The 25353-nt window shown below is 66.4% G+C and carries 24 protein-coding genes and 1 tRNA gene; 13 read left to right on the top strand and 12 right to left on the bottom strand.

The features are described from left to right. Positions 1-412 precede the first annotated feature (412 nt). The 6 genes from R9J51_RS04340 to R9J51_RS04315 all read left to right on the top strand — a co-directional run bounded on the left by R9J51_RS04340 (position 413) and on the right by R9J51_RS04315 (position 9621). On the top strand, positions 413-712 hold the full coding sequence (locus R9J51_RS04340) for a DUF1153 domain-containing protein (RefSeq protein ID WP_110764137.1): 300 nt from the start codon (positions 413-415) through the stop codon (positions 710-712). A gap of 552 nt (positions 713-1264) precedes the next feature. Then, complete coding sequence (locus tag R9J51_RS04335; RefSeq protein ID WP_432787839.1) at positions 1265-2500, top strand: efflux RND transporter periplasmic adaptor subunit; 1236 nt, start codon at positions 1265-1267, stop codon at positions 2498-2500. Positions 2501-2547: 47 nt separating this feature from the next. Then, a complete protein-coding gene (locus R9J51_RS04330; protein ID WP_168555868.1) occupies positions 2548-5727 on the top strand; it encodes an efflux RND transporter permease subunit in 3180 nt (1059 codons plus the stop codon). Positions 5728-5828: 101 nt separating this feature from the next. Next, positions 5829-7019, top strand: coding sequence for a DUF445 domain-containing protein (locus tag R9J51_RS04325; protein ID WP_179506656.1), 1191 nt, complete (start codon positions 5829-5831; stop codon positions 7017-7019). 85 nt (positions 7020-7104) lie between these two features. Then, positions 7105-9027, top strand: a complete 1923-nt coding sequence (dxs, locus tag R9J51_RS04320; RefSeq protein ID WP_169475798.1) for a 1-deoxy-D-xylulose-5-phosphate synthase — start codon at positions 7105-7107, stop codon at positions 9025-9027. A 138-nt stretch (positions 9028-9165) separates the two neighbouring features. After that, positions 9166-9621 (top strand): DUF7336 domain-containing protein, encoded by a 456-nt coding sequence (locus R9J51_RS04315; protein ID WP_218847431.1) that lies wholly within the window; start codon positions 9166-9168, stop codon positions 9619-9621. A 116-nt stretch (positions 9622-9737) separates the two neighbouring features. Here R9J51_RS04315 and R9J51_RS04310 read toward each other — a convergent pair. Beyond that, a tRNA-Leu gene (locus tag R9J51_RS04310) sits at positions 9738-9824 on the bottom strand. 372 nt (positions 9825-10196) lie between these two features. Further along, the gene (locus tag R9J51_RS04305; RefSeq protein ID WP_022677879.1) at positions 10197-10478 is read right to left on the bottom strand and encodes an integration host factor subunit beta; all 282 of its coding nucleotides are present in this window, start codon (positions 10476-10478) and stop codon (positions 10197-10199) included. Between the two features lie 441 nt (positions 10479-10919). On the opposite strand from R9J51_RS04305, the gene R9J51_RS04300 reads away from it, so the two are divergent. From R9J51_RS04300 to R9J51_RS04290, 3 genes are all read left to right on the top strand, one after another. After that, complete coding sequence (locus R9J51_RS04300; RefSeq protein WP_179505955.1) at positions 10920-12716, top strand: peptide MFS transporter; 1797 nt, start codon at positions 10920-10922, stop codon at positions 12714-12716. 167 nt (positions 12717-12883) lie between these two features. Next, complete coding sequence (locus R9J51_RS04295) at positions 12884-13567, top strand: NnrU family protein (RefSeq protein ID WP_168555865.1); 684 nt, start codon at positions 12884-12886, stop codon at positions 13565-13567. A 39-nt stretch (positions 13568-13606) separates the two neighbouring features. After that, a complete protein-coding gene (locus tag R9J51_RS04290; RefSeq protein WP_179505954.1) occupies positions 13607-14152 on the top strand; it encodes a GNAT family N-acetyltransferase in 546 nt (181 codons plus the stop codon). On the opposite strand, the gene R9J51_RS04285 is transcribed toward R9J51_RS04290, so the two are convergent. From R9J51_RS04285 to R9J51_RS04240, 10 genes are read right to left on the bottom strand one after another with little or no spacing between them, the layout of a single operon-like run. After that, a complete protein-coding gene (locus tag R9J51_RS04285) occupies positions 14149-14856 on the bottom strand; it encodes a ribonuclease T2 family protein (protein ID WP_179505953.1) in 708 nt (235 codons plus the stop codon). The genes R9J51_RS04290 and R9J51_RS04285 overlap by 4 nt on opposite strands. A gap of 11 nt (positions 14857-14867) precedes the next feature. Further along, on the bottom strand, positions 14868-15731 hold the full coding sequence (gene nadC / locus R9J51_RS04280; protein ID WP_179505952.1) for a carboxylating nicotinate-nucleotide diphosphorylase: 864 nt from the start codon (positions 15729-15731) through the stop codon (positions 14868-14870). A 44-nt stretch (positions 15732-15775) separates the two neighbouring features. Continuing rightward, complete coding sequence (locus tag R9J51_RS04275) at positions 15776-16141, bottom strand: HesB/IscA family protein (RefSeq protein ID WP_179505951.1); 366 nt, start codon at positions 16139-16141, stop codon at positions 15776-15778. 3 nt (positions 16142-16144) lie between these two features. Further along, the gene (locus R9J51_RS04270; RefSeq protein ID WP_168555860.1) at positions 16145-16627 is read right to left on the bottom strand and encodes an SUF system Fe-S cluster assembly protein; all 483 of its coding nucleotides are present in this window, start codon (positions 16625-16627) and stop codon (positions 16145-16147) included. Continuing rightward, positions 16624-17844 (bottom strand): cysteine desulfurase, encoded by a 1221-nt coding sequence (locus tag R9J51_RS04265; protein ID WP_179505950.1) that lies wholly within the window; start codon positions 17842-17844, stop codon positions 16624-16626. The genes R9J51_RS04270 and R9J51_RS04265 overlap by 4 nt, the downstream gene beginning before the upstream one ends. Then, complete coding sequence (locus R9J51_RS04260) at positions 17841-18578, bottom strand: SufD family Fe-S cluster assembly protein (RefSeq protein ID WP_179505949.1); 738 nt, start codon at positions 18576-18578, stop codon at positions 17841-17843. Before R9J51_RS04260 ends, R9J51_RS04265 begins: the two co-directional genes overlap by 4 nt. Then, a complete protein-coding gene (sufC, locus tag R9J51_RS04255; RefSeq protein ID WP_179505948.1) occupies positions 18575-19315 on the bottom strand; it encodes a Fe-S cluster assembly ATPase SufC in 741 nt (246 codons plus the stop codon). Before sufC ends, R9J51_RS04260 begins: the two co-directional genes overlap by 4 nt. After that, positions 19299-19685: a hypothetical protein gene (locus tag R9J51_RS04250; protein ID WP_168555856.1), complete on the bottom strand. Its 387-nt coding sequence runs from the start codon at positions 19683-19685 to the stop codon at positions 19299-19301. Before R9J51_RS04250 ends, sufC begins: the two co-directional genes overlap by 17 nt. Further along, positions 19682-21190, bottom strand: a complete 1509-nt coding sequence (gene sufB, locus R9J51_RS04245) for a Fe-S cluster assembly protein SufB (protein WP_169475621.1) — start codon at positions 21188-21190, stop codon at positions 19682-19684. Before sufB ends, R9J51_RS04250 begins: the two co-directional genes overlap by 4 nt. Continuing rightward, positions 21187-21702: an RrF2 family transcriptional regulator gene (locus tag R9J51_RS04240; RefSeq protein WP_168555854.1), complete on the bottom strand. Its 516-nt coding sequence runs from the start codon at positions 21700-21702 to the stop codon at positions 21187-21189. The genes sufB and R9J51_RS04240 overlap by 4 nt, the downstream gene beginning before the upstream one ends. 228 nt (positions 21703-21930) lie before the next feature. Here R9J51_RS04240 and R9J51_RS04235 point away from each other — a divergent pair, with 228 nt between their 5' ends. From R9J51_RS04235 to R9J51_RS04220, 4 genes are read left to right on the top strand one after another with little or no spacing between them, the layout of a single operon-like run. Further along, positions 21931-22674, top strand: a complete 744-nt coding sequence (locus R9J51_RS04235; RefSeq protein WP_168555853.1) for a sterol desaturase family protein — start codon at positions 21931-21933, stop codon at positions 22672-22674. Then, positions 22671-23117, top strand: coding sequence for a DUF2141 domain-containing protein (locus R9J51_RS04230; RefSeq protein WP_248290465.1), 447 nt, complete (start codon positions 22671-22673; stop codon positions 23115-23117). Before R9J51_RS04235 ends, R9J51_RS04230 begins: the two co-directional genes overlap by 4 nt. Continuing rightward, entirely contained in the window at positions 23114-24397 is a 1284-nt protein-coding gene (locus R9J51_RS04225) for an MFS transporter (RefSeq protein WP_432787838.1), read from the top strand. The genes R9J51_RS04230 and R9J51_RS04225 overlap by 4 nt, the downstream gene beginning before the upstream one ends. Then, positions 24394-25284 carry an HpcH/HpaI aldolase/citrate lyase family protein gene (locus tag R9J51_RS04220; RefSeq protein ID WP_179505947.1) on the top strand — a complete coding sequence of 297 codons (891 nt, stop codon included), beginning with the start codon at positions 24394-24396 and terminating at the stop codon, positions 25282-25284. The genes R9J51_RS04225 and R9J51_RS04220 overlap by 4 nt, the downstream gene beginning before the upstream one ends. Positions 25285-25353 lie beyond the last annotated feature (69 nt).

Below are 25353 nucleotides of genomic sequence, written 5' to 3'. Positions count from 1 at the left end.
TTGGTTAATTTTTTGTAAAGAGCCGTTTTACACTCCTTTATCCCTATTGGGCCTATGTCGGGTCCATGGACTTGGGTTTCGACGATCTGCGCGGCCTGGTGGGCGCCGAATCGGCAGGAGTGCTGCGCGAGCTGCACTGGGCCGAATTCTGTGCCCGGCTGGAAGCCGCACAGGACCTGCGACGGGTGTCGCGGGATGCTGCACTGGCAATGCCAGGCGGCACGGGCCTCGGCAGCTTCCATCGGGTCGCAGCCTGGATGTTGCACGGGGCAGGACATCACAGAGTAGGTCATGAAGATCTTGTTAACCCAACCTCTTCAGCGAATGGCAAAATGGAGGGAAGCACAACGGTGATGAAGCCAAACAGGCCGTCCCCCCCGCGCAAAGGCGCAGCTGACCGACGAGAAGTGCCATGATCGAAAACCAGAAAATCAGGCCGGCGCAGGTTATTGGCCCCTTGGGTGAACCCCTGACGCTCGACAGCCTGCCCCCCGCCAACACCACCCGCTGGGTGGTGCGGCGCAAGGCAGAAGTGGTGGCCGCCGTGAACGGCGGGCTGCTGACCATCGACGAGGCCTGCGAACGCTATGGCCTTACCCTGGAAGAATTCGCCTCATGGCAGCGCGCGGTGGACCGTTCGGGCATGCAGGGCCTGCGGGTCACCCGTATCCAGCACTATCGCGACCTTTACGAGCGCCAGCTCAAGTATTGATCACGCGCCTGCCCCGGCCCCCGTGCGGCCGGCCACGCATGCGCGACACCGCCATCCACGGTGCGGCCGTCCGGGGCAACCCGGGCGGCCGTTTTGGCATGCGCGGGCAGCCGGATCGGCTGGCCCGGACCGCGCGGCCATTGCTGCCCCGCACGCGCGATGTTGCAACCGCACCAAAATGGCGGCGATATTTTTATCAATGGCATGGCCCAGTCCTGTTGGGGCCAGACGTTGTTTGTCGAGCCGTGATTGCAACTGGTCGTTGCGCCAGCTAATAGCGGGGTAAATACTGGCAAGGTAAGGAACCTTCGGATGTTGCGCGGTTCGCGCCGATGTCCGCAAGGCGGGGGCCATGTCGGCAACCGGGGCCGGCGACCGGCGTGCATGGCAACCGCATCGTGCCGGTTGCAGCGCTGGTTCCGTCGCAATCGGGCCATCCGTTGCGATGGCGTGCAGCCGGGTTTCCGGCCGCACGCGCTTGATTGAGGTTGGGACTACACCGCACGTCCCACCGCTGCGCCTGGCGTGGCGGCGGGACGAGCACAGGGGATCGTGGCCAGGGCCACGCGGCGCCATCACGGTTGCCGCGCGGGCCTGATGGCCGGGGAGGCAATTCTGCTGGACAAGACGCAAGACATGAACAGCCTGGCCGATATGCCGGCCACCCGGGGCAATCGGCTGCGCGGCCTTGCCATCGGGGCCGGGCTTGTCGTGCTGCTGGCGCTCGCCTGGTGGTTGATGCACCGCAACGGCGGGGCCGAGGTTGCCGCCGATGCACAGTCCCAGGCCCAGACCGTCACGGTCGTGGCGCCGGGGCAGCAGACGGTCGACGCCACGGTGGTGGCCAGCGGCGTGATCGCGGCCAAGCGCGAAATGCCCGTGGGCATCGCCGGTGAAGGGGGCCGCGTGGTGAGCGTGCTGGTCGATGCGGGCACCTGGGTGCACGCCGGCCAGGTGCTGGCCGTGGTCGATCGCTCGGTCCAGGTGCAGCAGGTGGCCAGCCAGGCCGCCGGGGTGGAAGTGCAGGAAGCCAACGCCCGGATCGCCCAGAGCAATCTCGATCGCGCGCTCAAGCTGGTGGCCAAGGGCTTCATCTCCAAGGCAGACATCGACCAGTTGACCGCCACCCGCGATGCCGCCGTGGCGCAAGTGCGCGTGGCCCGCGCCACGCTGGGCCAGTTGCGCGCCAACACCGCCCGGCTCAACATCGTCGCCCCGGCCGACGGCCTGGTGCTTACGCGTGGCGTGGAACCGGGTCAGATCGTGAGCTCGGGCAGCGGCACGCTGTTCCGCATGGCCAAGGATGGCGAACTGGAAATGCAGGCGCGCCTGGCCGAAGTGGATCTGGCGCGCATGCACGAAGGCGTGACCGCCCAGGTCAATCCGGTGGGCACGACGCAGAGCTTTCCCGGCACGGTGTGGCAGGTTGCCCCCACCATCGATCCCACCACGCGCGAAGGCATTGCCCGCATCGCGTTGCGCTATGATCCCGCGCTGCGGCCCGGCGGCTTTGCCAGCGCCACGATCCACAGCGGCACGACAACCGCGCCGATCCTGCCCGAAACCGCGATCCTGAGCGACCAGAACGGCAGCTTCGTCTATGTGCTCGACAGCGCCAACAAGGTGACGCGCCGCGCGGTGAAGATCGGCGACGTGAACGCCAAGGGCATCGTCGTGCGCGAAGGGCTGACCGGCAACGAACGCGTGGTGCTGCGCGCGGGCGGCTTCCTCAATCCCGGTGACACGGTGCGACCGGTGCTGGCCGGTTCCGCGGCCCCAGCCCAGTAATCCCGGCGCACTGATCGCAGCCCATCAATCGGACCAGGGGAACGGCCATGAACTTTCGCAATCTCTCGGCCTGGTCGATCCGCAACCCGGTCGTTCCCATCGTGCTGTTCCTGGGGCTGACCCTGGCGGGCCTGGTCTCCTTCATGCTGATGAAGGTGCAGGACCAGCCCGATATCGAATTCCCGCTGGTGATCGTGTCGATCAGCCAGCCCGGCGCCGCGCCGACCGAAATCGAAACCCAGATCACCCAGCGCGTGGAATCGGCCGTGCGCACGATTTCGGGGGTGGACACGATCACCTCCACTGCATCGGAAGGCGCGAGCCAGACGATGGTGCAGTTCAAGATCGGCACCGATATCTATGGCGCGGTGGCCGAAGTGAAGAACGCGGTGGACCAGGTGCGCGGCGATCTGCCCGACGGCATCCTGGAACCGCAAGTGTTCAAGGCGGAAACATCGTCGGACCCGATCGCCTATTGGGCGGTTTCGGCCGACGACATGACGATCGAGCAGTTGTCGTGGTTCGTGGACGACACCATCGCCAAGCGGCTGTTGGCCATTCCCGGCATGGCCGAAGTGAAGCGCGCCGGCGGCGTGACGCGCGAGATTGCCGTCACGCTCGATCCCATGCGGATGAAATCGTTCGGCGTCACCGCGATCCAGGTCAACAACGCCCTACGCGCGGTCAATCTCAACGCCGCGGGCGGCAAGGCCGAAGTGGCCGGGGCGCGCCAGTCGGTGCGCGTGCTGGGCAATGCGCATTCGGCGTTCGACCTTGGCCAGACGCAGATCTCGCTTTCGGCGGGCCGCGTCATCCGCCTGTCCGACGTGGCCGACGTGCGCGACAGCTTCAGCGAAATCACCTCGATCGCCAAGTTCAACGGCAAGCCGGTGGTGACGTTCAGCATCGCCCGTGCGCGCGGCGAATCCGATGTCAGCGTCTATGACGAGACGGTCAAGGAACTGGCCAAGATTTCGGCCGAGCAGGGCCACAAGATCCGCTTCACCCGCCTGTTCACCAGCGTGAACTATACCAAGCAGCAGTACCACACATCGATGTCCTCGATGGTCGAAGGCGCGGTGCTGGCGGTGATCGTGGTGTTCTTCTTCCTGCGCGATTGGCGGGCCACGTTCGTTTCGGCCATCGCCATTCCGCTTTCGGCCATTCCCACCTTTGCCGTGATGCACCTGATGGGCTTCACGCTCAACACCATGTCGCTGCTGGCCCTGGGGCTGGTGGCGGGCGTGCTGGTGGACGATGCCATCGTGGAAATCGAGAACATCGTGCGGCACATCCGCATGGGCAAGACACCGTTCCAGGCCTCGATAGACGCGGCCGACGAAATCGGCCTGGCCGTGGTGGCCACCACGTTCTCGATCGTCGCGGTGTTCCTGCCGGTGGGCCTGATGCCCGGCATTTCAGGCCAGTTCTTCAAGAACTTCGGCCTGACCGTGGTGGTGGCCGTGCTGTTCTCGCTGCTTGTGGCGCGCATGATCACGCCCATGGTCGCGGCCTATTTCCTCAAGCGGGACCAGCGCGACATTCCCCACGGCGAAGGGCCGTGGATGGACCGCTACATGGCCGTGCTGCGCTGGTCGCTCGATACCAGCAAGGCGGCCGCCTATCGCGCGCTGCATCCGCGCCGCCGGGTGCGCGCCCGGCTGCGCGACCACCGCTTGTGGATGATGGGCATCGGCCTGGGTGCGCTGCTGCTGACGGGCGCGATGTTCTTGGTCATCCCCACCCAGTTCTTCCCCGATACCGACAGCGATTTCTCGCAGATCAACGTGGAAATGGTGCCCGGCACCACGATCGAGCAGACGGCCGCCAAGCTCGACGAAGTCTATGCCCTGATCAAGAACGAGCCCGAAATCGACGTGGCGCTGGAGCGTATCACCGAAGGCAGCGGGCGCATCATCATGACCCTGCGCAAGGACCGCGCGCGCACCAGCCTGCAATTCCAACGTGAATTGACGCCGCGCCTGCAACATATCGCCGATGCGCGCGTGACGTTCCAGGATCAGAACGGCGGGGGCGGCAGCAGCGGTTCGGGCCGGCCGATCAGCATTATGCTTTCGGGCTCCGATCCCGACCTCTTGCAGCGCACGGCGCAGACCCTGGTGCAGCAGATGAGCGGACTCAAGCAAGTGGTCGCGCCGCGCATCAGCGCCGACTTGCGCCGCCCGGAAATCGTCATCACCCCGCATCTCGATCTGGCCGCCTCGCTGGGCGTGACCACCCAGGCGCTGAGCCAGACGATCCGCATCGCCACGCAGGGCGAGATCGACATGAACAGCGCCAAGTTCTCGCTGTCGGATCGCCAGGTGCCGATCCGGGTGAAGCTGCCGATCGATTCGCGCCGCGATCTCACCACGATCGAGAACATGCCGGTGCAGACCTCCACCGGCGGTTCGGTGCCGCTGGCGCGCGTGGCCAGCATCGGCTTCGGCTCGGGCCCGACCACGATCCAGCGCTACAACCAGAACCACCGCATCTTCGTGGGGGCAGACCTGCCGCCGGGCGTGGTGAAAAGCACGGCGACGGATGCCATTGCCAAGCTGCCGATCATGCAGGACCTGCCCACCGGCGTGTCCAACGCCCCGGCTGGCGAAGACCGCTGGCAGCAGGAAATGCTGGCCAACTTCTTCATCGCGCTGGCCACGGGCGTGCTGCTGGTGTTCTCGGTGCTGGTGCTGCTCTACCACCGTTTCGTTTCGCCGCTGGTCAACATGGGTTCGCTGTTCCTGGCGCCTTTGGGCGGGCTGCTGCTGCTCGGCTTCGTGGGCCAGGCACTGAGCCTGCCGGTGTTCATCGGCGTGCTGATGCTGTTCGGGATCGTGGCCAAGAACTCCATCCTGCTGATCGACTTTGCGATCGAGGAAATGACGACGGGCAAGGACAAGCTGCACGCCATCACCGAAGCCGGGCACAAGCGCGCGCAGCCGATCATCATGACCACGGTGGCAATGATCGCGGGCATGGTGCCCACGGCGATTTCCGTGGGCGGCGATGCCGGCTGGCGCGCGCCGATGGGCACCGTGGTGATCGGCGGCCTCGCCTTGTCCACCTTGCTGACCCTGCTGATCGTGCCCGCCGGCTTCAGCCTGGCCGATGGCCTGGAAAAGCGCCTGGGCCCTTGGCTTGCCCGCCACGTGCTGACCAGCGAACCACGCAAGCCCCCCGTTGCCGGGAACCTCGCCGCGCATGAGGCATTCCCGGCGGAGTGACCATTGCTTCCCGCCGCGCGGCCCGTCCCTTCAGGCCCCTGTTCCCGTCGGTCGACCGGGCGCGCACCACGCGCCTGGTGGCGACGGGGCTACTGGTGGCCATGGCGGGGCTGTTCGTGCTGGCGCGCACGATGCTTGCCGCGTCTGGTGCGGCGCCGGCCTGGGGTTACCTGCGCGCCTTTGCCGAAGCGGCGATGGTGGGCGGCCTGGCCGACTGGTTTGCCGTCACCGCGCTGTTCCGCCACCCGCTGGGCCTGCCGATCCCGCACACCGCGATCATCCCTGAAAACAAGGATCGCATCGCGGATTCGCTGGCGGGTTTCCTGCAATCCAATTTCCTCACACCCCAGGTGGTGGCCCGCCGCATGGCCGGGCTGGACGTGGCCGGTGCAGCCGGCGCGTTCCTGACCGCGCCCAAGACCGGCGGGGAGCAAGGCCGCCTGGCGGCGGGCGCGGCAAGCCTGGCCGCCGATATCCTCGAATCGCTCGATCGGGAAAAGCTGGGTGGCATGGCCAAGCAGGCGTTGCGCCAGCAGATCGACCGGATCGACCTGGCCCCGCTGCTGGGCCAGATGCTGCAGGCGATGATCGCCGATGGGCGGCACGTGCCGTTGATCGAGGCCCTGCTGGGCAAGACCGCGCAGACCCTGGAAGCCAACGAAGCGCTGCTGCGCAACCTGATCCACGATCGCGCCAATGCCCTGGTGCGGCTGGTCAAGCTGGACGAGCGCCTGGCCAACACGATCCTGGACGGCATCTACAAGCTGCTTGCCGAAGCCGTCGTGCATCCCGACCACCCGCTGCGCATCAAGATCGTGGAAGGGCTGGAGCAACTGGCGCACGACCTTGTCGCCGATCCCGCGATGGGTGCCCGCGTGGCGCAGATGAAAGCCGAATTGCTCGACAATCCAGCCTTTACCGACTGGCTCGACGCCTTGTGGGAACGCGCGCGGGGCGGCTTGCTGGCGGCGGTGCGCGGCGGCGCTGGCGGCGCACTGTCTGGTCAGGTTGGCGTGGCACTGGCCGATCTGGGCCGCGCCTTGCAGACCGACGGGCGCCTCGCCTTGCTGGTCAATCGTTTTGCCCGGCGCACCCTGGTGGGGATCGTCAGCCGCTATGGCGGGCAGATCGTGCGCCTGGTTTCCGAAACTATCCGTCGCTGGGACGCACGCACCGTGACCGCGCGGATCGAAGGGGCGGTGGGCCGCGACCTGCAGTTCATCCGCATCAACGGCACGCTGGTGGGCGGATTGGTGGGCCTGGCGCTGCACGCGCTCGATCGCGCGCTGTGACCATGAACTGCTTGTTTCCACGCCCCTTGGTGCGAACCATAGGGGTTTTCTCGACAGGGCGGAACAAGGGGTGTAAGGCGCGATGATGACCGCAATTCCGGCCACGCCTCTGCTCGACACCGTCGATACCCCCGCCGACCTGCGCCGCCTGGCCCCGGGCCAGTTGCGCCAATTGGCAGACGAACTGCGCGCCGAAATGATTTCGGCCGTGGGGCAGACCGGTGGCCACCTGGGTTCCGGCCTGGGCGTGGTGGAACTGACCACCGCGATCCACTACGTGTTCAACACGCCCGAAGACCGGCTGGTGTGGGACGTGGGCCACCAGGCCTATCCGCACAAGATCCTCACCGGCCGCCGCAGCCGCATCCGCACGCTGCGCCAGGGCGGCGGGCTTTCCGGCTTCACCAAGCGCAGCGAAAGCGAATACGATCCGTTCGGCACCGCCCACAGCTCCACGTCGATTTCGGCGGCGCTGGGCTTTGCCGTGGCCAACAAGCTGGCGGGCAAGCCGGGCAAGGCGATTGCCGTGATCGGCGATGGCGCGATGAGCGCGGGCATGGCCTACGAGGCGATGAACAACGCCGAGGCTGCCGGCAACCGCCTGATCGTCATCCTAAACGACAACGACATGTCGATCGCGCCGCCGGTGGGCGGGCTTTCGGGCTATCTCGCGCGGCTGGTATCGTCGCGGCCCTTCCTGGAACTGCGCGAACTGGCCAAGAAGCTGTCGCGCCGCCTGCCCCGCCCGCTGCATCAGGCCGCCAAGAAGACCGACGAATTTGCCCGCGGCATGGCCATGGGCGGCACCCTGTTCGAGGAACTGGGCTTCTACTACGTCGGCCCGATCGACGGGCACAACCTGGACCAGCTGATCCCGGTTCTGGAAAACGTGCGCGACGCGGCCGAGGGGCCGTGCCTGGTCCACGTCGTCACGCAGAAGGGCAAGGGCTATGCCCCGGCCGAGGCCGCGGCCGACAAGTATCACGGCGTGCAGAAGTTCGACGTGATCACCGGCGAACAGGTGAAAAGCGCGGGCGGCCCGCCCAGCTATACCAACGTTTTTGCCCAGGCCCTGATGGCCGAGGCCCAGACCGATCCCACGGTCTGCGCGATCACCGCCGCGATGCCTTCGGGCACGGGGCTGGACAAGTTCGCCAAGGCCTTTCCCGATCGCCTGTTCGATGTGGGCATTGCCGAACAGCATGCCGTGACCTTTGCCGCCGGCCTTGCTGCGCAAGGGATGCGGCCGTTCTGCGCGATCTATTCCACGTTCCTGCAGCGCGCCTATGACCAGGTGGTGCACGACGTGGCGATCCAGAACCTGCCGGTGCGCTTTGCCATCGACCGCGCCGGGCTGGTGGGGGCCGATGGCGCCACCCACGCCGGCTCGTTCGACGTCACGTACCTGGCCAGCCTGCCCAACCTGGTGGTGATGGCCGCGGCGGACGAGGCGGAACTGGTGCACATGGTGCACACCGCCGCGGCCCACGATTCCGGCCCGATCGCGTTCCGCTATCCGCGCGGCAATGGCGTGGGCGTGGCGCTGCCCACCGTTCCCGAAGTGCTGCCGATCGGCAAGGGCCGCGTGGTGCGCGAAGGCAGCAAGGTGGCGATCCTCTCGCTCGGCACCCGCCTGGCCGAAGCGCTCAAGGCGGCAGACCAGCTTGATGCGCGCGGCCTGTCCACCACCGTCGCAGACCTGCGCTTCGTCAAGCCGCTGGACGACGACCTGATCCGCCGCCTGATCGCCACGCACGAAGTGGTGATCACGATCGAGGAAGGCGCGATCGGCGGCCTGGGTGCCCATGTGCTGACCATGGCGAGCGACGAAGGGCTGACCGATACGGGCCTGAAAATCCGCACCATGCGCCTGCCGGACGTGTTCCAGGATCACGATTCGCCCGAAAAGCAGTACGACCAAGCCGGCCTCAACGCGCCGCACATCGTCGATACCGTGCTCAAGGCCCTGCGCCACAATAGCGCCGGCGTGCAGGAAGCGCGCGCCTGAGAGCGCGGGCGACGGGCAAGACACGCTTCCGTTCCCGCCAGCGGCGACAGCGTCACTCAGGACTTGATCCGGGGTTGCGCGGTCGCTGAGGCGAGCATTCGGCGCGGCTGGCGCCGGCTTTCCCCACAGTGCCAGCGCTTGCTTGCCAAGGCCCCAGCCATCGGCCACATGACGGCAATGGCTACCGTATTTGTGCTTCATCATGTTCGTCAGGATGACGTGTTCGGCGATGATGCCAAGCTCATCGGCGTCTACACAACCGATGCTGGCGCAAAGAATGCGCAATCACGGCTAGCGATGCAGCCCGGATTTCGAGAATATCCCGCCGGATTTCATATCGACGAATATCCGCTCGACAAGGACCACTGGACCGAAGGATTTGTCACCACGACCCGCATCAACATGCCGCTGGAGCATGAAGCCACGGAAAATTGGGCTATGGTCCTCGTGCAAGACCTTCACGACGGTCGATACGAGGTTCTTGGCCCTATGCCGAAGGACGAACACTGGCGCTTCCGCCCCGGCTCCATCGTGCGGTGTGAGACGGTGATCGAGAACGGCGAAGAGTGTTTGGTGGCCTCTTCCATGGCATGAGCCGCTCCGGCCATTTTTGGCGCTATCCCCTGATCAAGTCTGGAGTGACGTGATGAGTGGGACGCAAGAGTCGTTCTCCGCCCACGCCTGGCCACTTCGACGCCACCGATGGTAGATGGTGCGGGCGGCCGGACTTGAACCGGCATGGGCAAAGCCCGACGGATTTTAAGTCCGTTGCGTCTGACCAATTTCGCCACGCCCGCACGCAGCCACGGCTATAGGAGGCTGGCCTTGCCCCGCCAAGAGGCCAGGCAAAAAAGCGCACGGGCGACATCGGCCCATTTGGGAAAAGTCGTGCTCAAGGAACCGGTTGGCTGCGCGAAACGGGATCGCACGCAACCCGGTTTTTGAATGGCAGGCAGCGCCATCGCAACGGCGAAAACGCTGCCTGCCCCCCCTGTAACGGCGCTGCCGTGCCCCTGGCAACGCCGCTGCTAGACGCTGTCGGCGTTCAACGGAACGCCATCAGCCTCTATTTCTTGGCTGAAGTGCAATGGATCGGCGAAAACAAATTCCCCGTTTTCGCCATCGCACGCTGTGCAGGCGTGCGATCGTTGTCATCGCACTGTGGCAGATCACTCGGCGTTGAGCCGGATCCGCATCTCCTTGCCTGGCTTGAAATAGGGCACGCGCTTGCCCGGCACGTCGACGGATTCGCCGGTGCGCGGGTTGCGGCCCTTGCGGGCATCGCGTTCACGTGTGGAAAAGGCGCCGAAACCGCGCAGTTCCACCCGTCCGCCATCGGCCAACCGCCCGGCGATTTCGTCGAAGAAGACATCGACCACGCGTTCGATCTCTTCGGCGCGAAGGCCGGGACTATCTTTGGCCAGAGCTTGCAGCAATTCGGAACGTATCATGTCACTCCCCCTTCATCGATGCCCCCCGGCACCGTTTGAAGTCCCTTTTGCGCCTATAGACCCCCGTCGAGGCGCAGTGACCCTTGTGCCAGACGTCGGACAAGTGTTCAACTTATCGAAGGTTCATAAATTGCCGAGAAATTCGCCTAAAATGGGGCATTTAGGCCGATCGTTGCAGAATTTTTTCACGGCCGCCCCGTCAGGCACGGCGCAGACCCGCCTGGGCACGGCGCGTGCGGGTTGATTTCGGCGCAGCCGGCCGGCGCGAAACGATCATGCAGCCTGCGCCCGCAGCGGCGCACATTCGTTGCAAAGCGGGCCAGCGACACAAATAGCGCCTTTCCAAAGCGCACAATCCGGTTAGTTTCCGGCGAAACTGAACTGGCCCCCGCCTGGCGATCCGCATTCGCAGGCGGGGCTTTTCATGGAGCGCATCCACGCATGACCGAGGCGACCCCGCCCCAATCCCCGCCGGCCAATGCCGCCCATGGCGACACCGGCTGGTTTGGCCATCCGCGCCAACTGGCCCGCCTGTTCACCACCGAAATGTGGGAACGCTTCGGCTTTTACGGCATGCGGGCGCTGCTCACGCTGTACCTGACCAAGCATTTCCTGTTCAGCGACAGCACCACCAACGGCCTCTATGGCGGTTTTGCCGCGCTGGTCTATCTCACACCGCTGGTCGGCGGGCTGATCGCCGACCGCGTGCTCGGGTCCAAGCGTTCGGTCAAATACGGCGCGATCATGATGTCGCTGGGCTATTTCGTGCTGTGCTTTGGCGGCGAAACCGCCAAGCCGCACGCCGAAATCGCCGGCCAGCGCTATGACGTGGTGGCCGATAACGTGGTGGACCGCCCCACGGCTAGCGGCCTGGAAAAGCGCTATGTCGTCATCGCCGGCGAGAAATTGCAGATCAAGGGCAATGCCGATGGCAGCGTGGCCCTGCTCGCAGCCGATGGCCACGTGGCGCGCACCGTGCCGGGCAACGAGTTTGCCACCAGCGGCACGCGGTCTTCGTTCTATGTCCTGCTGATGCTGCTGGGCCTGTCGCTGGTGGCGGTGGGCAACGGCTTCTTCAAGCCCAACCTCGCCACGGTGGTGGGCGAACTCTATGCACCGGGAGACCGACGACGCGACGCGGGCTTCACCATCTTCTACATGGGCATTAACCTGGGATCGCTGTTTTCGCAGATCCTGTGCCCCTGGCTGGCCGATGCGGTGGGCTGGTGGGCCGGGTTCGGCCTGGCAGCCGTGGGCATGGCAGTGGCCTGGGCGCTGATCCAGTTCGATGGCGGGCGCCTGTCCGGCTATGGCGAGCCGCCAGCGCGCAGCGGGCGTGACCTGGCACCACTGATCTATGTCGGTGGCGTGGTCGCCGTGGGCGCGGTGATCCTGCTGTTCCAGAACCTGCTGGACGCCCGGCCCGTGGCCGCCGGATCGAGCCTGTGGGCTTATATCCTGGCGCTGCCGCTGCTGGGCAAGATCCTGTTCGCCAGCTTCCTGATCGGCGTGCCGACGATCCTGGTCTATGCCTGGCGCACCGGCAACCGGGCGGAATTCGAAATGATGGTGGCGGCCATGGTGCTGACCACGTTCAACACCGTGTTCTGGACCCTGTTCGAACAGGCCGGTTCCTCGCTCACCCTGTTTGCCGATCGCAACACCGATCTTTCGGTGTTCGGCTTGTTCAGCATTTCGGCCGGGCAAACGCAGTTCTTCAACGCGCTGTTCATCGTCACCCTGGCGCCGCTGCTGACGATCCTGTGGGGCAAGCTCGCCGCGCGCGGGCTGGAGCCGTCGATCCCGGTCAAGTTCGGCGTGGCGCTGGCCGGCGTTGGCGCAGGCTTCCTGTTCCTGGTGTGGGGCACGCGCTTTGCCGGGGCCGATTTCAAGGTTTCGGTGTGGTGGCTGGCGGGCCTCTATCTGATCCACTCGGTGGCCGAACTGTGCATTTCGCCCGTGGGCATGAGCATGATCACCAAGCTGTCGCTGGCGCGCATCGTCGGGCTGATGATGGGCGTGTGGTATCTTTCGATCGCGATGGCACAATATGTCGGCGGAATCGTTGCGCAGGTGGCAAGCGTAGAAACCGTAGGGGGAGAGGTTACCAATCTCAAACTGAGCCTCGATACCTATACCAGCGTTTTCAACGTGATCGGCTGGTTTGCCGTCGGCATTGGCGTCATTCTGCTGCTGTTGTCCGGCGTGCTGCGCAAGTTGATGCACGGCGTGCGCTAAACAAGGATGGGCCCAGATTTGCACCGATTTGGAGGTAACCGTCCCTGAAAAGGACGCACTGCTGGTACGTTGGCAGGCTATGCTTGTCGGGAGAAGATGGTAAACAATTGTTAGGCAGTGTTGCGGCGTGCCAGGGCGGCTGCAATGCGGGTTTGACGGAGCTTGTCTTGTTCGAATCACACTTACCACTGGCCCTGGCGATGCTGTTCTTTGCCGGGACTCACTGGATACTGTCACACCCGCTGCGCAAACCCGCGATCAAGTCCTTGGGCCTGAACGGCTTTAGGGCGGTCTATTCGATCGTCGCGGTCATCGCCCTGGCCTTGGTGCTGATCGCGCACGATCGCACGCCCGACGGGCCGATGCTGTGGGATGGCTATGCCACCCTGCCGTGGCTGGTCGCCTCGCTGCTCAGCTTTACCGCCACCGCGCTGCTGCTCGCCTCGTTCTCGCGCAATCCCGCATTGGCGCCGCGCAACATGAACGGGCTGTCCACCGCGCTGCCGCAGGGCGTGTTCCGCGTGACGCGCCACCCGATGATGTTTGCCATCGCGCTGTGGGGCGTGTCGCACTTGTTCATTGCCCCCAGCCTGCGCTCGCTGCTGCTCAACGGCGGGCTGGCATTGATGGCGGTGGGTGGCGCCCGCGCCCAGGATACCAAGTTCCAGTCGCTCTATGACAAGGAATGGCGCATCTGGTCGCGCCGCTCGCCGTTCTGGCCCGATCTGCGCCACCTGGGTGGCTTGGGCTGGGCCTGGGGCGGGGCGCTGATCGCCTGGGGGCTGATCACCGCGCTGCACTGGCTCCTGGCTGGCATTCCGGCCGGACCCTGGCGCTTTTTCGACGCCTGATCCCTTCACTTAGATCAGGCGATCGGGCAGGCTTGCGCCATGGAAACCGATCCCCAACCTGCCCTGCTGACCGAGCGCCTGGCGCTTTGGCACCCCCACCCCCGTGACCATGCCGGCCTTGTGGACCTGCTGGCGCCCGAGGCCGTGCGCCGCCACCTGGGCAACCGCCCGACCGGGGCGGTGGAGGAATTCCAGCGCCTGCTGCGCAATGCCGGTTCCTGGGCGCTCTATGGCTATGGCATTTTCACCTGCCGCCGGCGTGATGACGATGCGGTGATCGGCATCGCCGGGGTATTCCATTCCTGGCGCGGGTTTGGCGAGGGGCTGGACGACGTGCCCGAAGCCGGTTGGATCTTTGCCGAATCCTGCTGGGGCCAGGGCCTGGCGCGCGAAGCCATGGCCGCCGCACTGGACTGGTTCGACCGGACCCACGGCCCGCGCCGCGTGGCCTGCATGATCGATGGCGACAATGCGCCGTCGCTCGCGCTGGCAGCCCGTCTGGGCTTTGTCGCTTACGCCGAGCAACCCGATCCTGGCCGGGATGTGCCGCTGCTTCTGCTGGAACGGAATACCGGCGCGGCTTAGCGCTTGATCCGCCAGATGCGCAGCAGGCTGCCATCGTCCAGCCCTGCCCCGTCACACGCCTTGGGCCGATCTGCGGTATCGGAACAGAGCTGCACTTCCTGCAACCAGCCGCCCGAATTGGCGTTGATGCGGATCGATTCGGGCGTGAGCCGCGGATTGCGGGCGATGAACGCGCGGCGCAAGTCGCCCGCGGTCAGCACGCGGCGGCGCGACAGGCCTTCCATATCGGGCAGGTGCAGCGCGGCCAGGCGGCGCGCGCCTTGCGCGAAATAGGCTTCGGGCGTGGGGGCCATGCAACTGCCGTGCTTGGCCCATTCGTGCGCCAGCAGGCGGGCCGATGGCGTCATGCACAAAGACCGGCGCAGGGTTTCCGCGCTGGGCACCGTGGCCGGGCACCATTGTGGCCACTGTCCGGGCAGGCCATCGGGCCAGAGCCCGTGCAGCACGAAGCCGAAGCGGCCCAGGCTGCCATCGCATTGCGTGCCGCCGACGCTGTCGCCCACATGGTTGCGGCAGAACTGCGGCGACCACGACAGCGCCAGCGTGGTGCCGGTCGTCGGCCCGGTGCGGCGCGGCCCGTCGGGCGCAGGCAGCGGCTCTGGCGCGATACGCGGGGGCAGGCGGCACGAGGGCGCCTCGGCCGCCAAGGTGGCAGACGGCAGCGCCAGGACCAGAGCAGCGGCAAGCAGCGGCCATTTCTTCATCGCGGCACCTGTCAAAGCGGGGAGAAATCGAGGCCGATATCGGCCGCCGGCGCGCTTTGCGTGAGGCGACCGACCGAGACATAGTCCACGCCCGAGGCGGCGATCGCGCCGATCGTATCGAGCCGCACCCCGCCCGAAGCCTCGGTCGGCACGCGGCCCGCGACAAGCGCCACGGCCTGGCGCAAGAGATCAGGCCCCATGTTGTCGAGCAGCAGGCGCGTGGCGCCGGCGGCCAGGGCCGGTTCGATCTGGTCGAGATGATCGACTTCGCAGATCACGTCCTTCACCCCGGCAGCCAGGGCGCGGCGCACCGCCTCGGCCACGCCGCCGGCCACCAGCACGTGGTTGTCCTTGATCATCGCCGCATCCCACAGGCCCATGCGGTGGTTGTGCCCGCCGCCGGTACGCACGGCATACTTTTCCAGGTGGCGGAAGCCGGGAATGGTCTTGCGCGTATCGAGCAGGCGGGCCTTGGTCTGCCCCATGGCATCGACGTATTCGCGGGTGAGCGTGGCCACGCCCGACAAGTGCTGCACGGTGTTGAGCGCCGAGCGTTCGGCGGTGAGCATGGCGCGGGCATGGCCCGACAGGCGCATCAGCGCCGTGCCGGGCGCCACGCGCGCACCTTCGGCCACCAGGATATCGATCTCCATCGCCGGATCGAGTGCGCGAAAGAATGCGGCGGCAATCGGCAAGCCGCAGACGGTGATGGCGTCGCGGCTGTCCATCACCCCGGCAAAGCGGGCATCAGCGGGGATCACGCTTTCGCTCGTGACGTCAGCGCCGCCGCCGGGCAGGCCATGGCCCAGGTCTTCGGCCAAAGTGGCCTGGACGAACGCGGCGAGGTCGAACCCCGGAATGGTGAATTGGCTCATGCGCGCGGCTTTACCGGCTCGCGCGGGGGGTGCCAACGCGCAATTTAAATGGTGAAGCTTTCGCCGCAGCCGCAAGTGCCCTTGGCATTGGGGTTATTGAACACGAAGCCAGCCTGGAAATCGTCTTCCACCCAGTCCATCGTGCTGCCGATCAGATAGAGCACCGAGGCGCCATCGATGAACAGCGTGCCGCCGGGGGTTTCGATGCGCTCGTCCAGCGGGTTGGCGGTGTTCACGTAATCCACCGAATAGGCGAGGCCCGAGCAGCCACGGCGCGGGGTGGACAGCTTGACGCCGATGGAATCGGCCGGGGCGCTGGCCATCAGCGTGGCGATGCGCGCCTGCGCCGAGGGCGTGAGCTGTACCGCAGCAGGGCGTTCGCGGCGAGTGCGGGTAATGGTTTCGGTCATGGCTTAGAGCATCCCGAGTTCGAGCTTGGCTTCATCGCTCATCTTTTGCGGGTCCCACGGCGGGTCCCATACCAGGTTCACTTCGGCATCGCGCACGCCGGGCACGGCGCCCACGCGCAGTTCCACTTCGCCCGGCATGGATTCGGCCACCGGGCAATGCGGGGTGGTGAGCGTCATGGTCACGGCCACGTGCCCATCGTCGGCCACGTCCACGCCATAGATCAGGCCGAGGTCATAGATATTGACCGGGATTTCCGGGTCGAAGATGTCGCGCAGCGCGGCAACCACGCCGTCATAGATTTCGCCACCCGGCTCGCCCGGCTTCACGCCTTGCGGCTTTTCCGCCAGGAAGCCCGACAGATAGTCGCGCTTGCGCTCGGCCGGCGCTTCGGGCGCAGGCTCGGGAATGTCGTCCACGTGCGCGCGGCGCGGCGGGTTGACGGCGTCGACTTCCTCGACGGTGAAGCGGGGGGTATCGGCGCTCATCCGAAAATCCTCAAGGTTCGCTCGATGCCGCGCACCAGGGCGGCAACATCGCTTTCGTCGCTGTAGATGCCAAAGCTGGCGCGGGCCGTGGCCGGCACGCCCAGGTGTTCCATCAGGGGCTGGGCGCAATGGTGGCCGGCGCGGATCGCCACGCCTTCCTCGTCCAATATGGTGCCGAGGTCGTGCGGATGCACCCCCTCGATCACGAAACTGACAGCGCCGGCGGCATCGTCCGGCCCGAACAGGCGCACGCTGTTCAACCCGCGCAACGCGTCGCGCGTGGCGCGCACCAGTGCGGTTTCGTGCGCCTGGATGGCCGCAAGGCCCACGCCCTGTACAAAATCCACCGCCACGCCCAGGCCGATCGCCTCGACAATGGCCGGCGTGCCCGCCTCGAACCGCTGCGGCGCGGGGGCAAAAGTGGTGCTGGCAAACGAAACGCGATCGATCATCGCGCCGCCGCCCTGCCACGGCGGCATGGCCGCGAGCAGGTCTGCCTTGGCATAGAGCGCGCCGATGCCGGTGGGGCCATAGAGCTTGTGGCCCGAGAACGCATAGAAATCGACGTCGAGCGCCTTCACGTCCACCGCGAGGCGCGCCACGGCCTGGCAGCCGTCGAGCAGGATCTTGGCGCCAACGCCACGGGCCAGGGCCACCGCGCGCGGCGCATCGAGCACGCTGCCCAGCACGTTGGACACGTGGGCCAAGGCCACCAGCTTGTGCGCCGGGGTGAGCATCTCTTCCGCCGCGTCGAGGTCGATCCGGCCATCGTCGGTCAGCGGGCAGACGTCGATGGCAATGCCGGTGCGCTGCGCCAGCAATTGCCAGGGCACGATGTTGGAATGGTGCTCCAGCACGGAAAGCAGCACGCGGTCCCCGGCTTTCAGGTTGGCCAAGCCCCAGGTCTGCGCCACCAAGTTGATCGCCTCGGTCGCGCCACGGGTGAAGACGATCTCGCCCTCGTCCGCGCCGATCAGGCCGGCCACCTTGCGCCGCGCGGCTTCGAAGCCCAGCGTCATTTCGGCCGAGCGGGTGTAGACCCCGCGATGCACGGTGGCATAGTCCACGCCGATGGCGCGGGTGACCGCGTCGATCACTACGCGCGGCTTTTGCGCGGTGGCGCCGGTATCGAGATAGTGCCAGCGCGTGCCGTCGGGATTGACCAGCCCCGGCCATTCGGCAGCCTGGGTCAGTGGTGCGGTGGCAAGCGTGCTCACAGCAGGCCTCCCAGCGCCTGGAGTGCGGCTTGGGTCAGCACCTCTTCCTCGGGCGCATCGACGAAGGCTTCGGCGATAAAGGCCTGGAGCATCAGCTTCTTGGCCTCTGCCGGCGGCAACCCGCGCGATTGCAGGTAGAACAGGCCCTGCGCATCCAGCTCGCCCACGGCGCATCCATGCGCGCACTTCACGTCGTCGGCATAGATTTCCAGTTCCGGCCGGGCATTGGCCGTGGCCGTGCGATCGAGCAGCATGGCGCGGATCGACTGTTCGCCGTCGGTGCCCACCGCCCCGCGATCCACCACCACGCGGCCCAGGTATGTGCCGGTGGCATGGCCCGCCAGGACCGAGCGCACCACTTGGCTGGACTGCGCGTCCTGCTCGGCATGGACAACCTCGGTGACGATTTCCAGCGTCTGGTCGCCGCCGCCCAGTTGCGCCGCGCCCAGATGGAACTTTGCGCCCTTGGCCAGCCGCACGGTCACTGCGATGCGGCCATAGGCGCCACCGGCGTTGAGCAGGCGCAAGTCATAGGTCGCGCCCTCGCCCAGCGTGATCGCCAGGTCGCGCGCCGCCGGGGCACTGCCCGCCAGCACCACCGAGAGACTGCCGGTCTCGCCCGCCGCCACGTCCACCGCTTCAGCCGGCAAGGGCCAGAGCGTGGCGAGCGCGGCAAGATCCGCATAGCGGAACGCCTCGTCCGCTTTGGTGGGAAGGAGCGCGGCGGTGGTCACGCCACTGCCTCGTAGCCATGCTGTTCAAGCTCGTGCGCCAGTTCCGCCCCGCCCGAGCGGACGATGCGCCCGCCGGCCAGCACGTGGACGAAATCGGGCTTCACGTAATCGAGCAGGCGCTGGTAATGCGTGATCAGCAGCACGGCCTTGTCGGGCTTGCGCATGATCGCGTTGATCCCTTCGCCGCAGATGCGCAGCGCGTCGATATCCAGGCCCGAATCGGTTTCATCCAGGATCGCCAGCTTGGGATCGAGAATGCCCATCTGGACCATTTCCGCGCGCTTCTTCTCGCCGCCGGAAAAGCCCACGTTCACCGGGCGCTTGAGCATGTCCATGTCCATGCGCAAAAGGTCGGCCTTCTCGCGCGCCAGCTTGAGGAACGCGCCGCCCGACAGCGGTTCCTCGCCGCGCTGCTTGCGCTGCGCGTTGAGCGCCTCGCGCAGGAATTGCAGGTTGGACACGCCGGGGATTTCCACCGGATACTGGAAACCCAGGAACAGCCCGGCCGCCGCGCGCTCGTGCGGGTCCATGGCGAGCAGGTCCTGCCCGTCGAACGTGGCGCTGCCGCCGGTCACTGCATAGCCGGGGCGCCCGCCCAGGGTATAGGCCAGGGTCGATTTGCCGGCGCCGTTCGGCCCCATGATCGCGTGGATCTCACCCGCGTTGATCTTGAGCGAAAGCCCCTTGAGAATGGCCTTGCCGGCGATTTCGTTGGAGAGGTCACTTATCGTCAGCATTGCGTTTTCCGCTCGAGCAATTGGCAAGGAAGTCGGCGCGAACCTCGTCGAACAGGTCGCGCCACGATTTTTCGATGGCCTTCACGTCGTCCAGCTCTTTCTGCCGGGCGTCGATCTGGGCCAGGGCATTGGCCGTGGTGGCCGCGCCGCTGGGGGTGCCGGAAATCTGGACATCGAGCAGCGCGGCGCGTTCCTGCGCGATCGCGCGCTGCTCGGCATAGGCGGCGGCGGCAAATTGGGTGCGGCGGTGCGGCTCGTCGGTCGCCATCGCGCGCATCGCCTGCTTGTCGCACTTCTGCACCGCCGCCAGTGCCGGGGCACTGTCGGGCGCGGTAACCGTGGCCAGGGCCATGACCAGCAGCGCGCTCATCCCACGCTGCCTTCCAGGCTGATGCCCAGGAGCTTCTGCGCTTCCACGGCAAATTCCATGGGCAGCTGCTGCAGCACTTCCTTGGCAAAGCCGTTGACGATCAGCGCCACGGCCTGTTCCTGGTCCAGCCCGCGCTGCATGGCATAGAACAGCTGATCATCGCTGATCTTGCTCGTCGTCGCCTCGTGCTCGATCGTGGCCGAAGGGTTGCGCACTTCGATATAGGGCACGGTGTGCGCGCCGCATTCCGCGCCCAGCAACAGGCTGTCGCACTGGGTGAAATTGCGCACGCCCTCGGCCTGCGGGGCCACCCGCACCAGGCCGCGATAGGTGTTGTTGGACTTGCCCGCGCTGATCCCCTTGGACACGATGGTCGAGCGGCTGCGCTTGCCGTTGTGGATCATCTTGGTGCCGGTATCGGCCTGCTGGTAATTGTTGGTGACGGCCACGGAATAGAATTCGCCCACCGAATCCTCGCCGTTCAAGACGCAGCTGGGATACTTCCACGTCACGGCCGAGCCGGTTTCCACCTGGGTCCACGAAACCTTGGACCGCGCGCCCTGGCACAGCGCGCGCTTGGTCACGAAGTTGTAGATCCCGCCCTTGCCTTGCGCATCGCCGGGATACCAGTTCTGCACGGTGGAATACTTGATTTCCGCGTCATCGAGCGCGACCAGTTCGACCACGGCGGCGTGGAGCTGGTTCTCGTCGCGCTGGGGCGCGGTGCAGCCTTCCAGGTAAGAGACATAGGCGCCCTTGTCGGCCACGATCAGGGTGCGTTCGAACTGACCGGTGTTTTCCGCGTTGATGCGAAAATAGGTCGACAGCTCCATCGGGCAGCGCACGCCTTCGGGAATGTAGACGAAGGTGCCGTCGGAAAAGACCGCGCAGTTCAAGGCCGCGAAGTAGTTGTCGTGCATCGGCACGACCTTGCCCAGCCAGCGCCGCACCAGATCGGGAAACTCGCGGATCGCCTCGCTGATCGAGCGGAAGATGACGCCGGCCGCTTCCAGTTCCTTGCGGAACGTGGTGGCCACCGAAACGCTGTCGAACACCGCGTCCACCGCCACGCGGCGCGCGCCTTCCACCCCGGCCAAGACTTCCTGCTCGGCCAGCGGGATGCCCAGCTTTTCATAGACGCGCAGGATTTCGGGATCGACCTCGTCCAAGGACTTGGGCCCATCCTTCTTCTTGGGCGCGGCCCAATAGTAGGCTTCCTGATAGTCGATCGGCGGGATGTTCAGCTTGGCCCAGTCGGGCATGGGCATGGTCAGCCAATGGCGATAGGCCTTGAGCCGCCATTCCAGCATCCACTCCGGCTCGTCCTTCTTGGCCGAAATGAAGCGCACGGTGTCTTCGGACAGGCCCTTGGGGCCATATTCCTGCTCGATGTCCGAGGACCAGCCGTGTTCGTACTCGGCCACGCGGGCCGCAGCATCGCGCGCGGCCTGATCCTTTACAGGCTCGTCCTTTACCGGCGTGTCGTTCAGGGTTTCATCGGTCATGCGGGCAACTCGGCAGGAATGGGGGTGACGGCCAGGGCGGTGGCCGCCGACGGGACGGCCAGCTGGCCCGATTGCGCCCCTTTAGGAGACTGAGCAGGCCGGGCAAGCTGTACCAGCGACACACCCGAAAGCGCGGCGCGCAGCGCTGCGTCCACCGCTGGCCAGTGCGGCCGGACAGCGCAGGCCGCTTCAAGCGTGCAATCGCTGCGCCCATGCCCGCTGCAGGCGGCCATGGCAATCGGCCCTTCCACCGCCTCGACAATGTCGGCCAGACTGATCGCAGCGGCCGGACGCGCCAGCTTGAGCCCGCCACGCGCGCCGCGCACGGACTTGAGCAGGCCGGCAGCGGCCATCTTGCTCACCAGTTTTTGCACGGTGGGCGCGGGCAGGCCGGTTTCGGTGGCCAAGCGCTGGGCCGAAAGCAGCGGCGTATCGGCACTATGGCAGCCGCAATGGCGCGCGGCGGCGCACATCATGACAACGGCATAGTCAGCCATGCTCGACAATCGCATCGCACCTGCTCGCTCAATAGGGGGCGGCCCAAAGCTGCCCTGCGGAACGCGAAAGGCCAAATCAGACCGAATCGCTCCGGTTATCTAGGCGTGCGTCCCCCCGCTTGCAAGGCAGGCCGGCCAGAGCGTGTCGAATCGTTTTGCGATTGCGAAAAAGCTGGGCAGCACCCGCCCGGCTTGGCATAGGGGCGCTGGAAAATGTCCGGCCTCGTGCCACCCAGGAAAACCATGAACGGTCCTCCACTTGCCGCGCTGCTGCTTTCGGCGCTCGCCATGACTGCGATCGTCGCGGTGCGCTATGTGGCAGCAAGCGGGCTGTTCGCCTGGATCACGCAGCGGCGCCTGCCCGGCCACTATGCCGGCCTGGAGGCACAGATCCGCCGCGAGATCGGCTGGAGCCTGGCCAGTGCAGCAATCTATGGCGTGCCCGCCGGCGTCATCGCCTGGGGCTGGCAACAACACGGTTGGACGCGGATCTATGCCGATCCCAACGCCTATCCGCTGTGGTGGATGCCGGTTTCGGTGCTGGTCTATCTGTTTGCCCACGATACCTGGTTCTACTGGACGCACCGCTGGATGCACCGGCCCAAGGTGTTTCGCCGCGTCCACGCCATCCACCATGCCAGCCGCCCGCCCACGGCCTGGGCGGCAATGAACTTTCATCCGGTGGAAGCGGCCGTGGTCGGCCTGTTCATTCCCGCGCTGGTCTTCGTGGTGCCGATCCAGGCGGGCATGCTGGCCACCGTGCTGGTGGTCATGACCGTGATGGGCGTGACCAACCACATGGGCTGGGAAGTGTTTCCGGGCTGGCTGGTTCATTCCCGGGCAGGGAAGTGGTTGATAACGGCAAGCCACCATCATCAGCATCACGAGCGCTATCGGTGCAATTACGGCCTCTATTTTCGCGTGTGGGACAGGCTTTGCGGCACGGACGCCGGGCTGGCGGGCTGGCCGGAAAGGGCGGCACGGTGAAGCGGCGGGCTTGGCGTTGGGCCGCGCTGGGCATGGTGGCGTTGGGCCAGGGCGGCGCCGCCCTGCCCGAACGCACCACCGTGCTGGTCGATGTGGTGGGCCTGCGTTCGCACAAGGGGCTGATCCAGGCGTGCCTGACGGCCGATCCGATCACCTTTCCCGATTGCGAGAAGGACCCACAGGCGCTGCACCAGACCGTGCCGGCCGCCGGAAACGATGTGGTGGCGTTCCAGCACGTGCTGCCCGGCCGCTATGCCGTCGCGCTGTTCCACGATGAAAACGCCAATGGCCGGCTCGACAAGATGTTGATGATGCCGCGCGAAGGCTTCGGCTTTTCCCGCGATGCGCCGATCCGCTTTGGCCCGCCACGCTTTTCCGCCGCCGCCTTTACCCTGGGCGAGACGCAACTGACCACTTCGATCCGCATGCGCTATCTGCTTTGACCGAGACTGCCCCCTCCCTGCCCAAGACCGGCGGCGCGCTGGCGCCCTTCGGCTATCCCGCGTTCCGCGCGATCTGGACGGCCAACCTGGTGTCCAACCTGGGTTCCACCATCCAGGCCGCCGCGGCCGCCTGGTTGATGACCGAACTCACGCGCAGCCATGTGCTGATCGCACTGGTCCAGGCTTCGTCCACCCTGCCGATCCTGCTGCTGGGCCTGCTGGCGGGCGGGATTGCCGACAATTTCGATCGGCGCCGGGTGATGATCTGGGCGCAGAGCGCGATGCTGGTGGTCTCGGCCGTGCTGGCGGTGCTGGGCTATCGCGGGATGCTGGGGCCGCTTTCGTTGCTGGTGCTGACGCTGATGGTGGGCATGGGTACGGCGATCAACCAGCCGGCCTGGCAGGCCTCGGTCCGGCTCCAGGTGGGCAAGGCCGATCTTCCCCAGGCCATCGCGCTCAATGCCATGTCGGCCAATCTGGCGCGCAGCGCGGGGCCGGCGCTGGGCGGGATGATGATCTCGATCCTGAGCGTAAGCGCCGCCTTTGCCGCCAATGCCCTGTCGTACATCGGCATGCTGGTGGTGCTGGCCCGCTGGCGGCCCGAAGCGCGCGCACCGCAGCGCCAGCCGATGCTCGCCTCGATCAAGGTGGGCGTGGCGTTCTGCGCCGGGTCCGTCCCGATCCGCAAGGTGCTGCTGCGCGGCGCGATGTTCGGCTTTGGCGCCAGCGCGTTCCAGGCGCTGATGCCGGCCGTGGCGCACGATACGCTGGCCGGCACCGAGCTGGACTATGGCCTGATGCTCGGCTCGTTCGGGGTCGGCTCGATCGTCAACGCGCTGTGGGTCACGCGGGCGCGCCGCCGCTTTGGCGCCGAAGCGATCGTGTCGGGCGCGACGGTGGTGTTCCTGGGGGCGCTGCTGCTGCTGGCCCAGGCCACCACGCTGGCCGCAGCGATCGTGGCCGGCTTCGTGGCCGGATCGGGCTGGGTCGCGGCGATGACCAGCCTCAACGTTGCCATGCAATTGCGTTCGCCCGAGGCGATCCTGGGGCGCTGCCTCTCGCTCTACCAGGCAATCACCTTCGGCTCGATGGCGCTGGGCGCCTGGGCCTGGGGCTGGATCGCCGACCAGCGGGGCCTGGCCTTTGCCTTGCATGCCGCCGCTGCCTGGCTCGCGCTCAACCTCGTGCTGCGCCTGTTCGTGCCGATGCCCGCGCGCGAGGAGGGCCGCGTCGATACCGTCAAGGAACCGGTTCCTTCGCCAAGGGTGAAACCCGCATGACCGACGATACCCGCCCGCTGCGCTCTGCACTCTACATGCCGGCCAGCAACGAACGCGCCATGGCCAAGGCGCGCGCGCTCGATTGCGATGCCGTGGTGCTCGACCTGGAAGACGCGGTGGCACCCCACGCCAAGCAGGCGGCCCGCGCCGCGCTGGTGGAACAGGCGCAGGCGGGTGGCTTTGGCCACCGCCGCCTGATCGCGCGGTGCAATGGCATCGATACGCCCTGGGGGCATGACGATCTGGCTGCGCTGGCCCCAGCCTCGCTCAATTCCCCGCTCGATGCCGTGCTGGTGCCCAAGGTGCACGACGCGGCCGATATCGTGGCGCTTTCCGCCGCAATGGACCGCGCCGGCTTTGCCGCCCACGTGCAGCTGTGGGTGATGATCGAAACCCCGCGCGCGGCCCTGGCGGTGGAGCGCATTGCCGATTGCGCCGCCACCACGCGGCTGGCCGGCATGGTGCTGGGCCTCAACGACCTGGCCAAGGACACCGGCATGGCGCAGGCGCCCGGGCGGGACGCCTTCGTGCCGCTGCTGGCGCAATGCGTGCTGGCCGCGCGCGCCAATGGCCTGGTCGCGCTCGACGGGGTGTGCAACGCGATCGAGGATCTTTCCTTGCTGGAAGCCGAATGTGCCCAGGCCCGTGCCTTTGGCTTTGACGGCAAGACCTTGATCCATCCCGCGCAACTGCCCGTGGCCAACCGCGTGTTTGCCCCTGGCGCCGATGAACTGGCCCAGGCGCAGGCCATCGTGGCGGCCTTTGCCGATCCGGCCAATGCCGGTGTGGGCGCGCTGCGGGTGAACGGCAAGATGGCCGAATTGCTCCACCGCGACATGGCCGAGCGGCTCATCGCGCGCGCCGCGGCGATCGCTGCGCGCGGGTGACGGCGGCCGGGCCGCGTCTTTGCCTTTTGCCGATATTTTTGCGCGGTTTGCCATTGGCGCAACTTAATC

This window comes from Novosphingobium rhizosphaerae, from assembly GCF_050920675.1.
In the GTDB taxonomy this organism is placed as follows: Bacteria; Pseudomonadota; Alphaproteobacteria; order Sphingomonadales; family Sphingomonadaceae; genus Novosphingobium; species Novosphingobium rhizosphaerae.
This window is presented reverse-complemented; position numbering and strand designations above follow the sequence as displayed.

What these genes read in the sequence shown, in the direction of transcription:
- R9J51_RS04305 (WP_022677879.1), bottom strand. Translation starts at nt 10,478, where the DNA reads ATGATACGTTCCGAATTGCTGCAAGCTCTGGCCAAAGATAGTCCCGGC.
- dxs (WP_169475798.1), top strand. Translation starts at nt 7,105, where the DNA reads ATGACCGCAATTCCGGCCACGCCTCTGCTCGACACCGTCGATACCCCC.
- R9J51_RS04330 (WP_168555868.1), top strand. Translation starts at nt 2,548, where the DNA reads ATGAACTTTCGCAATCTCTCGGCCTGGTCGATCCGCAACCCGGTCGTT.
- R9J51_RS04250 (WP_168555856.1), bottom strand. Translation starts at nt 19,685, where the DNA reads ATGAGCGCGCTGCTGGTCATGGCCCTGGCCACGGTTACCGCGCCCGAC.
- R9J51_RS04325 (WP_179506656.1), top strand. Translation starts at nt 5,829, where the DNA reads ATGGCGGGGCTGTTCGTGCTGGCGCGCACGATGCTTGCCGCGTCTGGT.
- nadC (WP_179505952.1), bottom strand. Translation starts at nt 15,731, where the DNA reads ATGAGCCAATTCACCATTCCGGGGTTCGACCTCGCCGCGTTCGTCCAG.
- R9J51_RS04275 (WP_179505951.1), bottom strand. Translation starts at nt 16,141, where the DNA reads ATGACCGAAACCATTACCCGCACTCGCCGCGAACGCCCTGCTGCGGTA.
- sufB (WP_169475621.1), bottom strand. Translation starts at nt 21,190, where the DNA reads ATGACCGATGAAACCCTGAACGACACGCCGGTAAAGGACGAGCCTGTA.
- R9J51_RS04220 (WP_179505947.1), top strand. Translation starts at nt 24,394, where the DNA reads ATGACCGACGATACCCGCCCGCTGCGCTCTGCACTCTACATGCCGGCC.
- R9J51_RS04240 (WP_168555854.1), bottom strand. Translation starts at nt 21,702, where the DNA reads ATGCGATTGTCGAGCATGGCTGACTATGCCGTTGTCATGATGTGCGCC.
- R9J51_RS04270 (WP_168555860.1), bottom strand. Translation starts at nt 16,627, where the DNA reads ATGAGCGCCGATACCCCCCGCTTCACCGTCGAGGAAGTCGACGCCGTC.
- R9J51_RS04300 (WP_179505955.1), top strand. Translation starts at nt 10,920, where the DNA reads ATGACCGAGGCGACCCCGCCCCAATCCCCGCCGGCCAATGCCGCCCAT.
- R9J51_RS04290 (WP_179505954.1), top strand. Translation starts at nt 13,607, where the DNA reads ATGGAAACCGATCCCCAACCTGCCCTGCTGACCGAGCGCCTGGCGCTT.
- R9J51_RS04235 (WP_168555853.1), top strand. Translation starts at nt 21,931, where the DNA reads ATGAACGGTCCTCCACTTGCCGCGCTGCTGCTTTCGGCGCTCGCCATG.
- sufC (WP_179505948.1), bottom strand. Translation starts at nt 19,315, where the DNA reads ATGCTGACGATAAGTGACCTCTCCAACGAAATCGCCGGCAAGGCCATT.
- R9J51_RS04340 (WP_110764137.1), top strand. Translation starts at nt 413, where the DNA reads ATGATCGAAAACCAGAAAATCAGGCCGGCGCAGGTTATTGGCCCCTTG.
- R9J51_RS04285 (WP_179505953.1), bottom strand. Translation starts at nt 14,856, where the DNA reads ATGAAGAAATGGCCGCTGCTTGCCGCTGCTCTGGTCCTGGCGCTGCCG.